This window comes from Haloarcula sp. 1CSR25-25 (assembly GCF_032027985.1).
Lineage (GTDB): Archaea > Halobacteriota > Halobacteria > Halobacteriales > Haloarculaceae > Haloarcula.
Map to the genome: position 1 here is coordinate 1 of NZ_JAHYBW010000007.1, position 11,214 is coordinate 11,214.

At 55.3% G+C, this 11,214-nt stretch carries 8 protein-coding genes; 2 read left to right on the forward strand and 6 right to left on the reverse strand.

All coding sequences use genetic code 11. The features are described from left to right. Positions 1-1,564 (reverse strand): SNF2-related protein (locus tag KZ498_RS17910; protein ID WP_312620592.1); only part of this gene is annotated, 1,564 nt, incomplete at its 3' end. 102 nt (positions 1,565-1,666) lie between these two features. On the opposite strand from KZ498_RS17910, the gene KZ498_RS17915 reads away from it, so the two are divergent. Continuing rightward, the gene (locus KZ498_RS17915) at positions 1,667-2,233 is read left to right on the forward strand and encodes a hypothetical protein (RefSeq protein WP_312620594.1); all 567 of its coding nucleotides are present in this window, start codon (positions 1,667-1,669) and stop codon (positions 2,231-2,233) included. Between the two features lie 197 nt (positions 2,234-2,430). Here KZ498_RS17915 and KZ498_RS17920 read toward each other — a convergent pair whose 3' ends face one another. From KZ498_RS17920 to pglX, 4 genes are all read right to left on the reverse strand, one after another. Next, the gene (locus KZ498_RS17920; protein WP_312620595.1) at positions 2,431-2,973 is read right to left on the reverse strand and encodes a hypothetical protein; all 543 of its coding nucleotides are present in this window, start codon (positions 2,971-2,973) and stop codon (positions 2,431-2,433) included. Positions 2,974-3,099: 126 nt separating this feature from the next. Continuing rightward, entirely contained in the window at positions 3,100-3,288 is a 189-nt protein-coding gene (locus KZ498_RS17925) for a hypothetical protein (protein ID WP_312620596.1), read from the reverse strand. 32 nt (positions 3,289-3,320) lie between these two features. Continuing rightward, on the reverse strand, positions 3,321-5,486 hold the full coding sequence (gene pglZ / locus KZ498_RS17930; RefSeq protein ID WP_312620597.1) for a BREX-5 system phosphatase PglZ: 2,166 nt from the start codon (positions 5,484-5,486) through the stop codon (positions 3,321-3,323). 2 nt (positions 5,487-5,488) lie between these two features. After that, positions 5,489-9,697 (reverse strand): BREX-5 system adenine-specific DNA-methyltransferase PglX, encoded by a 4,209-nt coding sequence (gene pglX, locus KZ498_RS17935; protein WP_312620598.1) that lies wholly within the window; start codon positions 9,695-9,697, stop codon positions 5,489-5,491. A 123-nt stretch (positions 9,698-9,820) separates the two neighbouring features. Between pglX and KZ498_RS17940 the strand changes: the two genes are divergently transcribed. Continuing rightward, on the forward strand, positions 9,821-10,366 hold the full coding sequence (locus tag KZ498_RS17940) for a TATA-box-binding protein C (RefSeq protein WP_312620599.1): 546 nt from the start codon (positions 9,821-9,823) through the stop codon (positions 10,364-10,366). An 82-nt stretch (positions 10,367-10,448) separates the two neighbouring features. Here the strand turns inward: KZ498_RS17940 and KZ498_RS17945 are convergent, their stop codons facing one another. Next, a complete protein-coding gene (locus KZ498_RS17945) occupies positions 10,449-11,171 on the reverse strand; it encodes a hypothetical protein (RefSeq protein ID WP_312620600.1) in 723 nt (240 codons plus the stop codon). Positions 11,172-11,214 lie beyond the last annotated feature (43 nt).

The window sequence follows — 11,214 nt, forward strand, 5'->3', positions numbered from 1 at the left end:
CCTTGTCGACGTCACCGTGGATGACGAGGATCTCGTCGGCCCAGGGTTCGTCTTTCACGAGGTCGAGGAGGTAGTCCAGCGTGTCCCGATACTCGGTGAACAGCAGGAGTTTCTCGTCGGGTTGCTCTTCCAGCAGCTGCTGGATGTAGCGGCGGACCTTCTGGGCCTTCGAGTCGACGGAGATGCCCTCGGCGAGGGAGACGAGGTCGCGGAGCGTTTCGATCTCCTCTTCGAGTTGCGCATCGCTCTCGGTGACGGTCAGCGCGGAGAGTTCCTCCTCGGCTCGTTGTTTGTCCTCTTCGTCGAGATCTTCGCCGTCGAGATACGCGGAGGCTTCTTCAGAGAGACTGGTGGAGGTCGACTGCTCATCGACGAGGTCGCCCAAACGACGACTCAGCGTCGCTTGGATGGCGCCGATGCTGCTGACAAGGCGTTTCTGCATCAGTGCCATCGCGAACCCGACCGCTGGCTCATTCAGCTTCTCGGAGCGGTTGTAGACGTTCTGGACGTAGTCAGTAACGGCCCGATAGAACTGCCGTTCGTCGTGGGTCATCTCCACGGGAACGGTGTTGACCTCACGGTCGGGGAAGATGCGCTCGCCGTCATCGTCGTACAGCGTTTGCTTCCCGCGACGAATCATCACGCGGTCGACGGCCTCTTTCGAGAGATCCTGATCCTCGGCGACGAGGAACGGGTCGATGTACTCGACGAGCGAACGGAACGCCTCTCCCTTGCCGTCGTGTGGCGTCGCGCTGAGCAGCAGCAAGGAGTCGGAGTTACCGGCGACCCGTTCGACCATCTTCGACGTCTCACTGGGCGACTCGCCTCGTTTGGCGGCCTTGTGCACCTCGTCGACCACCACGACGTCCCAGAACGCTTCCTCGAGGGCCGGCTGGAACTCGTCCTGTCGGAGGAAGGCCTGACTGGTGACCATCTGCTGGTGGTCTTGGTCCCAGATGTTGGCCTCCTCGCCGAGTCGCCGGCGTTCACCCTCGACCCACTGTCGGTCGGCCGGCGTGAGGTCGATGTCGAAGAATCGGTCCATGTCCCGAATCCACTTCTTCTGGAGGTGGGCAGGGACGACGAACAGGACACGGTCAGCACGGTTGCGAGCGGTGAGCTCTTTGAGGATGAGCCCCGCTTCGATGGTCTTCCCGAGGCCGACGTCGTCGGCGATGAGCGCACGTTGGCGCAGCTTCTGCATCACCCAGTTGACTGCGGCGAGCTGATACGGTTCGAGACGGACCAGCGAATTCGAAATGCTCAGCAGCTGCCCCTGCTCGTGGGCGATTTGTAGCTGGAGCGCCTGCGAACGCAGATCGAACCACTCGGCCGAGACAGCCTCGTGGTCGGGATGTAGCTGTTCGGCTGACGCCGAGCGCAGTTCCCCAAGCTGATCGCGTTTGGGTTCGACCTCGACGTCGTCGATACAGACGGTCTTCACGCCGGCGTCTTCGACGTAGGCCCGGAGATAGTCGAGATCGCCGACGGAGTAGGTCTTAATGACCTCGGCAGCAGTACCGTTGAGAAAGATCGAGTCACCGGAAGCGAGGTCAATAGACATTAATGCTTAGTCTTGATAGACATAGTTACAAATGCTTCGCGGTCACCGAGTACGGATCCAGTTCCCCTTACTGGAAGTAATTCTATTCCCAACGCTATTCTGATGGTTTCTTTCAATCTAAACGAGGACGAGTTGTCGTCCGCTGGTGTTGCGATTAAGAATATAGTCGCAAAACTTGATCTTGATGAAGAGTTTGACCTATCTTATCTGTCATCAATGATACCCAATTCCAGTTATGAACCCGAACAGTACCCAAGCCTAGTTTTCAGACCGCCCGGGCTTTCAACCGTATTAGTTACTCGAACGGGAAAACTTCTGTTTACTGGCGGGGACTCGATTGAAAGTTTGCGAGATACCTACCGATGCATCTCTGGCGAATTAGAGAATATCGGAGTAGATGATGTCGGGAGGGTAGAAGAGATCGAGATCGTGAATGTTGTTTCAACGTTTGAATTGGATTCGAATGTTGACTTAAACTATTTATCGATCAATCTTGGGCTGGAAAACACGGAGTACGAGCCAGAACAATTCCCTGGCCTCGTTTATAGGATTGAAAACGGGCCCGTAGTGTTGATTTTCTCTTCGGGCAAGGTCGTGGTTACTGGTGCGGAATCTTCATCAGGAATATTAGATGCAGTAAATACGATCCGCGAATTAATTTTGGACTGAAATTCTATTCTTGGGTAATCGTCACGAAGTTCAACACAAACTCTTGTGGGAGGACACCACTGTGTTCTCGACGACATCTTGCAGGGTGCCACAGTCGTCCCACCAGAGCACGACCGGATTCTCGTCGGCCGTCTCACCGACCGTTGTCCCGATGGCGTCTTCAACACACTGTGGAATGGTTTCGTCGCAGACAGGGATTATTGGGCAGATTTGCGTTTTACGGCTTCCAGTAGTTCCTCGCGCGTTTCTGTACCAAGTCGAGCGACCCCGACACGCTGGTAGGTTAGGACATTACAGCCCTTTGACTCTAGCTCTTCAAAATCAAGTCCCTCGAGCGAACTTCGAGCGGCGCCGAGACACCAGATCGACTCCGGCTTGGCTGCTTCGACAAGCTCGGCCCATATCTCCACAACTGTTTGTTGGAAGACATCATTCGATAGAAGAATGATCATCACGTCTGCATCGGCCACGGCATCGAAGAGTTCGGCTCTCACTTGATCGACCATCACATCGTTTCCGACAGAATTCTGCTCGCTTGTATGAACCGCAGACATCGTCTCTTCTCCACTGGCGACGCCATATTCTTCGGATAGAACGTGCAAATGAGTATTTGCCAACTCTGCAAGCTCTTCCTCTAGGCCCGCGACCATGTCGAAGAGCCCTTCGTAGTAGTTCTTGACTAGCTGATCACGATCTTCCCCTGTCGTATTCGATCCTTCTGCGAAGATGTGTGCCTGCATCAAATCACCTAATTGTCGACTGTTTCCGGGACAATTTTAGCTTCGTGGGTGGGGTGATGAGGTTGATCTCGACAACGTATTTTGGGGCTGGCTGATAACCATCGTGCCAGAAGTAATAGGTCATAATTAGCCGACGAGCGGCTGGGTGTCCTTTTCCATCGAGTCCGTAGGGTGGTCGTCGAGACTTTTCTGCGTGAACTGGAGTTCAACGTAATCCTCGATGCACTCGCACATCTCGGTGACAGCGTCTTCAAGATGTTCACGTTCTTCTTCACCGAGTTGGTCCTTCCGTTCTAATAGAGGATCTTCAGACATAGATAGGTTGATATGTAGGTACAACTCGAAATTTACTCTTGTGTTATCGTGACGAAGTTCAGGATGAATTCCTGAGGAAGGACACCACCATGGTAGAAGCGCGCGTCCGGGAGTCCTTGATTGCGGAAGCGCTGAATCGGGTCAGCGAGGGCGCTGATCTTCGTGTCGTCGTCGAGATAACCCAGATGAGCGTTCTCGTCGAGTAGGACGCCAGGCGCGTCCTCGTCGAGATCCGCACCGGCAACCCACCGACGGGTCACTTTCTCGGCTTCGTCTGGCGGGTGGATGTCGTCGATGTCGACGCTCTGTGGGAGTGAGACGAACCCGTGGTCGGCCAGAATGTACGCGCGGTCCCACTCCCCTTGGTCGAGCTTCTCACAGATGATGTCCGAGATTTTCTCGATGCGGTCGCTGAACAGCGCCTCGAAGTCGGTCAGTTCCTCTTCACCGGCCTTGTCGAGGTCGTTCCAGTAGTACGCGACACGGGTGTTACTCCAGCCCGATGCGTCGTCCTCGCTCTGCATGATGTAACTCCAGCCATCGTCCTTCAGCATCTTCTCGCGCTGGTAGTTAGTGATCTCGCGGCCGTTTCGTTCCGGAACGAGTTCCCCGTCGTCGAGTTCGATGTTGAAGCTGAACTTACTGCCGGGCGTGAGCGCTGCCTTCCCAAACTCAGTATCCGAGGGGAGTGTTCCGACCCAAGCAGTCTCGTCGACTTCAAGGCCGGGGAGTTCACGACGGACAGATTCCGCCAGTTCGTGAGCGAGGTCGAAACGCAGCGCGTCGACGATGAACAATGCGACGCTCTGCCCACTCTGGAGATGTTTTTGCTCCTGGTCGAAGAACTGGTGGGCGTAGTTTTCGCCGACGAACGGTGAGCCTGCCTCGATCTGGTCGACGACCAGGTCGCCGAGGTCGCTGAGGTAGTCGAGGTAGCGTGACTCAGTCAGCGACGTGCGCAGGTCGTCGAGACTCGCCGTCGCGGGATGTTCCTCGGGGAGGCCGTGCTCGGGCTCGCCCGAGATGATGAGATTGAACACGGCGTTGTCGATCTGCCAGGTCCCATCGTCGACGTCACCGTAGAGGTCGACGACGTCAGTCGTATCGCCGCGCTCTTCCCACGTTTCGAGTTCGTGCGCGAGTTTGGCGACCTCGACAGCCTGGTTCCAGACGCTCGTCCACGGGACGTCGCCGTAGGTCGTTTCGAGGCGCTGGTAGCGTGTGGCCGCTCGGGTCGTACACGTCTCGTACTCCCCGTCGTGGAACGCTTGCAGCCACTCGTTCCACAGCTCGTGTTCGAGCGAGGCGTCGACCGGACAGTCGGCCAGTTCCCACGGATCGTCGTAGGATCGAAGAATATCGTGCCAGAACTGGGCGTCGGGATCGAGATACACGTGCGCCAGCTCTTCGGCACGTTCTGGGTCGACTTTGCTCAGTAGCGACTGGAGTTCAGGTCGGGAGATCCCGAGTCCCGAACTGGACTCGGGTTGGTATTCGGCGTCGAGGAGCGACTTGTCGAGTCCTTCTTCGACGAGCCATTCGGCGACGGCCCAGCGTCGCGTACGTGTCACGAGTACGTCCTCATCGGTGACGCCGTCGACGGCGGCGACGCCGTTGTCGACTAACAGATCGCGAATCTGTAGCAGTTCGCCGGTCTCGTCGGGAAGGTTCTCGGCGCCGTGTTCGAGAACGAACTGAACCGGGTCCTCGTGGCCATCGAGGACGATCTTTGTCTGGAGGCCCTGGAGCGTTGGGAGGCCACCCTCGCCGTTGAGCTCCTGGAAGAGCGTCTTGGCGACCTGTTCGCGGTCACCTTCGTCGACGTCCTCGTAGGCCGTGCGGATCGAAGCCGCTTGGATGCGGTCGTTCTCGAAGCAGCGTGCGGCGAGCTTACCGATGTGCGCTTCAACGACCCCGCCGGTGTTCTCGACATCCTTGAACCAGTCTACGTCGTCGCTGTGAGCCTGTGGAACGTACCAAACAGTTCGGTTACGGGGCGCGTCGGCACGCAACTCGAGTGGCGTCTGCTCGGCCGCATGGAACTCACAGCCCAGCGAGTTGCTGACTCCTTGGACGATATCGCGGAGGTAGCCACCGTCGTCCCACCAGAGTACGACCGGGTCCTCATCGGCTGCCTCGTCGATGGCAGTCTCGATGGCGTCTTCAGCGCACTGAGGGAGGGTTTTGGTTGCAGGCATGGTTACAGGACGTCATCGTCGACGGTTTTCGGGACAATCTCGGCGTCAGCGAGCGGTTTGATGTTGATTTCGACGCCGTGCTTGTGGTTGGGCTGATAGCCAGCAGTCGTGATCTCTGAGAGCGCGCGGTCAGACCAATCAGACGAGATTTCGGTGGAGAGATCCTCACAGTCCTCAGAAATGGACTCGCCAAGTTCGATGTACTCATCCAGATCACTCGCGAGCTGCGAGATCAGTCGCTGCCGTCGGGAGATGCCAGCGTCGTCAAGCCGGGCCTGATCGGCCTGTTCGAAGTTATTGAAGTAGTACGTCATGTATAGGATACCGTTGCTCGCGAAGTGCGAACTCCCGAGGAGGTCGTCAGTGTAGTAGGCGAACAGGTCATACAGGTGCGCTTCCACGGGTTGCTCTGGGTCCCCCGCGTATGCTTCGAATGCGGCCTCAAGGTCGTCCAGCGCGTCAATCCATTCCTCTCGCTGGTTCTCGACCTTCTCGTAGAAATTGTCGGTGAACAGTTCATCCATATCCACATCCTCCATCGCAGCGAGTTTGTCAACAATTTCGAGACGGTCTTCGGTCCGTCGTCGGAACTTGGAAACACGCTCGGCGGCTGCGTCAGCGGCCTCTTGTTCGTCGGTCGACCACTGACGGGGCTCGGGCTGTGCCAACTCCGCAAGTCGATCTTCGAACACCGCGATCTGCTCAAGCCCACTCTCACATCGGGCGTACTCCTCAGCAGACTCGGCCTGCTCGCTTGCTGAGAGCGAATCGTCGTTTCGGTGTCGATTCGCAGCGTTGCGGCGCTCCCGCAGAAGGTTTTTCCGTGGTTCGAGATAGCGGTTCTGGAGCCGGTCGAACACGCCTCCGTCCAGTTGGTGGTAGTCCACGAGACAGGCAAACCCTTCGCCTTCTGGGTCTGAGACTAATCGTTCAGTGGTGAACCGCCAGAGGATTGGTTTGTGGTCGAACTTCTCTACATGGTAGTCGAAAAGATCCTCCTCAAGCCATGCCCGGAGGTTTGGGTAGGCTTCCTCGGCCGCGCTCTGGTTTCCGAGTATGTTGTCGACTTCCACCAGACGGGCTTCTGCGTGCTCGCCCCACACACGCTCGAACTCGGACTCGATATGGGCAAGCAGCTCGTCCTCTCCCTCAATATCAGACAGAGGGATGATGCCGTCCTCTGCCTTATGGACGCTGTGAAGAGTGAAATGCAACAAAAGGTCTTTGACCATAGTCTCGGGATCTGTATTCCCCGATTTTTTCAACGGCTGACGCGGGTTCTTGTCCCCAGTTCGTAGCTCAATCTCTCGATATAACTCCGAAACTGCTTCAACACCGATTTCTTCAAAGATTTCATCATCAATACGCCCGAAGAGTTCAGACGCATCGGTGCGACGCTTCTGTATTTGATCGGTTGCCGCTGAAGCTACGTCTAGAATTGGCGTCGATTCGTCGACTGAATCATCAGATGTTTTTATGCTGACATCCTTAAGGAGCTGCCGGTAGGGGTGTGTATGCCAGTAAAGCTGTTCTCGCTTGCCCATCGTACTCAGGAGGCGAGGACCGCAATAATATGGAGATGTGATATCATCACTCTTGAGTTCAAGCAGAGCTGCGACTATCCGTTTGGAGCCAGATTGGATTGACTCAACATCATCAAGACCGTCGAGCCATGGTAGTTTCGCGACATTACCAACCTCCCAATGACGTTCCGGTGTCTGACTTAGCATCAGATACGTGACCAGCGAACTGTTCGCATACGCCAAGAGCGGCCAGACATTCTCATCAGGGATGAAAATTTTCCCGGCGTGGCCGAATACGGAACCTTTATTCAAATATCCGAATCGGCGACCTCCCTCTTTCAGGTACGTGTATGTCAACGCCTCATCAAAATAGTACTGCTCGTTTCTCACGTAAGAACCTGAATATCGCTTTACCACTTCGCCAGACCCTCGCCAATCGATGACCAAATCTAAATCGGGAAGAGTCCAGGCATCTTCACCCCCTTTCGCGAATGGACGCCACTGATCGGTAGTCGATTCCCAAAACTTCCGTAGGAACCGTGCGTTGTTCCCCGACGTGAGACCCTCTTTCACAACCCCGACGGAATTTTTGTCGAGTCCAGCATTATCCGCGTCAAATACAGTATTGGACTCGTACAACGATCTGAGGTTCTCCGGAACCCAGTACGAGAGAGGCGACCCCGGGATTATTGAGAACTCGGAAAGGTTCTTGACGAATTTCCGAGCAACACCATCCATCTTTTCCTCTTGAAATGCCGCGAGGAGGAACCCTTCCTCTTTTTCACTGGCATCGAGATCGTGGAGTCTGAAGAACACTCCTCGTTTGTCATCCTTTGTGCGATTCCCAGAGGATCTGTCTGTGCCAGTTACCCGAACAATCGTTCCCGCGGTACGCACCGTGGCGTTATCTAATACATCATTGCCAAACTCAGCAAGGAAGTCAAATCCTCCCTCGTCGCCGATGAAATCTCCTCGGAAATCTTCGAACGATTTCTTGTACATGAACGACCGTTGAACAATCATCCCGACCCGGCCGTTCGGTTTGGCGATACGATTACAGACTTCCAAGAAGTTGATGTAGTATTCCGGAGTGTATTTGTATCGTTGTTCGACGTATGCTTGAACATTGTCCGGCATCCGCCCACTCGATCCGTATGGCGGGTTCATCAGTGCCGTATCGTACTTCTGCGTCAGCACCACCATCAGGTTCAGAAAACTCCGGAGATTTTGCTCACCGAAGGAATCACCCGTCCTATCCTCGACAGCCCGGCGAAGCGCCTTCAGGAACGAATTGAGCGACTGGTGGGCACCCCCGTTGTAGTCACTGAGTTCCGCTTGCGTCTTACTAGAGTCGAACGCCTCTTCCAGCGTCCCACTCACGTCCAGTAGGCTCCCGAGCGCCTCGGTGTGCTGGAACGTCTCGATGACGTCGTCCAGAGCCTCCCGTAGGTCGCTTCCCTCACCAGTGATCTCGTCCAGAACATCGGTAGCCTCCTCGACCTCAGCAACGCGGGCATCCGCGCAGACGATTCCGACGTTCGGCATCTCGAACTGTCCGTCTTCCGCCTCGGCGCGAGTCCTGGCCTTGAGATAGAGATTAAATGCCGAAAGCTGGCAGGAACGGAGGTCGATGTCGACGCCGTAGAGGTTGTGCTCCAGCACCTTTGCGGGGATCTCGGCGCGGTCAAGGTCCGTCTCCTCCCACCAGATACGCTCTAGAATGTCGAACGCATAGAGGAGGAAGTGCCCGCTCCCGCAGGCGGGATCGATGACGCGCAACTCTCGTGGGTGGTCGAAGTCTGGGGCGTGGCCAGACTCTTCGTCCGGAATGAGGTACGTACAGAGTTCTGTAACGCTGGGGGCGTCCTCTGGCGTGACCAGACGGTTTTTACGCTCCTCGGGAGAAAGTGATTCGGGCTCTGGGATGGCCTCCGCTTGATCGGTCGCTTCGAGATAGAGCTTCCCGAGAGAGTTGTCCGCGAGCATACGAACGACCCAGTGGGGCGTATAGAATTGGTTTGCCGGCCCGACGTCCTCCGGCTCGAGAGTATTCTTAGCGTCCAATGCCTCGACGACGGGGCGGTTGTAGTATTCATACACCCAGCCAAGTACGTCGTCGGCCCGCCAAACTTCGTCCTTGACGGAATCCAGCATTTCGCAGAGCTCTTCGAAGGTGTCGTCGTCGGGGTCGATCAGACTGTACGCAGATGAGCGGTTGAAGAGAATCTCAATCTCCTCGGCGAGATCGTCGCAAGCGTTGTGGTAGGCCTCCAGAATCGCTTCGTCCTCCAGCAGGAACTCCTCGTGGACGAGCGTCTCGGCGGCAGGTGTCAGACCGTTGTCCTTGAAGACGGTGACCTCCTCGTCAATGAAATCTCGCACCTCCATGCAGCGCAGCGCGGCGAGGCGATTGACGATCGTATAGCCCACGCCGGTAACGTACTGCTCAAACGCCTCTGGCCAGGATTCGTCGTCTGGGGCTTCGAGTTCGATGGCTTCGACGAGTTGTTGCGTGTCCTCGTCTAGAGCGTCGATGTCCTCAGGTTGCTCATCGAGTCCTTTCTGTGCGAGCTGGAACTCGACGTTATCCTCGACGCGTTCCCGCATCTTGGTGACGACGTCTTCGAGGTGTTCACGTTCTTCCTTATCCAATTGGGCCTTCCGCTGGGAGAGAGAATCGCTTTCCATAGGAGGTAATGTGTATGCTATGTCCGAATCACACGACCACCTTTAATGTTGCTGGGATGGTCGCTTAGTCAGTACCTCATCTTTCCACCAGAGTAATCTTCACCGCATCTGTCTATTCGAGTAATGGATGAACTGGCGGTTGATGTGGTGAATATCGCGGCAGTGGGCGATTTAGGGGTTGAAGTCGACATTGAGCAGCTTGCTAGTGACTCAGAACTGCCCGTTGCCAACTACGATCCCGAATACAACGCTGCATTTCTTCGTTTCGAAGAAGATGGCGAACTCGTAATTCTGTATACGTCTGGGAAATACATCCTCCGCGGTGGTGATGACTTCGACAAGATGCACCAGGTCAACGATCGGTTCTTGTCCTATCTCACAGAGATGGGACTGGACTTCAGCAACCCATCGCTCGAGGTCAAGAACGTGGTCTCGGTTGGGAACCTGGAGAAGGATATTGAACTCAATGCATTGATGATCGCACTAGGGTTAGAAGATACAGAATACGAGCCAGAACAATTCCCTGGCCTGATTTACCGCCCTGATTCTACTCGCTGTGTCTTGTTGATCTTCGCAAGCGGAAAAGTAGTCGTCACAGGTGGACGTACAGCAAATGAAGACGAAGAGGCCTTTCTCCATCTCCAAAGTAAGGTCGATGAACTCTTGTGACGGGTGATTCTGACGGCTGAGGCTTCTGTGAGTGAACAGTCTGGAGGACTTTCACCAAGTTGAGTGTCGATCTATACAGGCTTCACTCACTTTCCAGCTTATAGAAAGCGTACAGGGCCTCGTCCAGCAATTTCGTGGGAGGCATTTCTTTCTCCTGAACTACAGGGCACGGTCTGATCTCTTCCAACATCTGTTTACAGTACCTGAGGAAGATGACATAGTCTTCGGCAGTCTTTCCGAAATCCATACTGTTGCTGTTCAATGAGTACCCAGTCTCTTTCAAGTGGAAGTAGACGCCACGATCCGAGCGCTTAGTCCCCTTTGGGTCATCCTGCTTTCGCCGCCGACGTGTGCGGATATCTTCGTCCCACATGACGAAGAGATCGGGATTCAGCAGACTGAGAATCTTCGATGCACCCGTTTGACCGAAATGGTCCTTCAGGTCCCCCCATACCTGCCGAATGACCTGCCGAGTGTCCCCGTTCTCGGATAGGTCTGCGTCGTCTAAGGATCGGTCCTGAACACTTTCGATAGCTTCGTGATGCCTTTCGAGAATGCGTTTCACCTCTTCGCCATCCATCGCTTTGGTTTCTCGTGCCGCGAAATTCCATGTGTACATCAGGAGCATCAACCCTCCAAAGACGAGATCGTCAGAATGGTACCAATCGGGACGTTTAGACTCTCTTTGTACCGTCTCCAGCGCTTTGTGATAGTAGTAATTGCGCTGCTCTTCGTCCTCGAACAGCTCAATTAGTTCTTGGAATCGATCACAGTCTTCGATACCACCAGGATATGTTGACGTCACAGATGAACCACTGACAGCAGTTAGTTAGGTCGGATAAATCAAA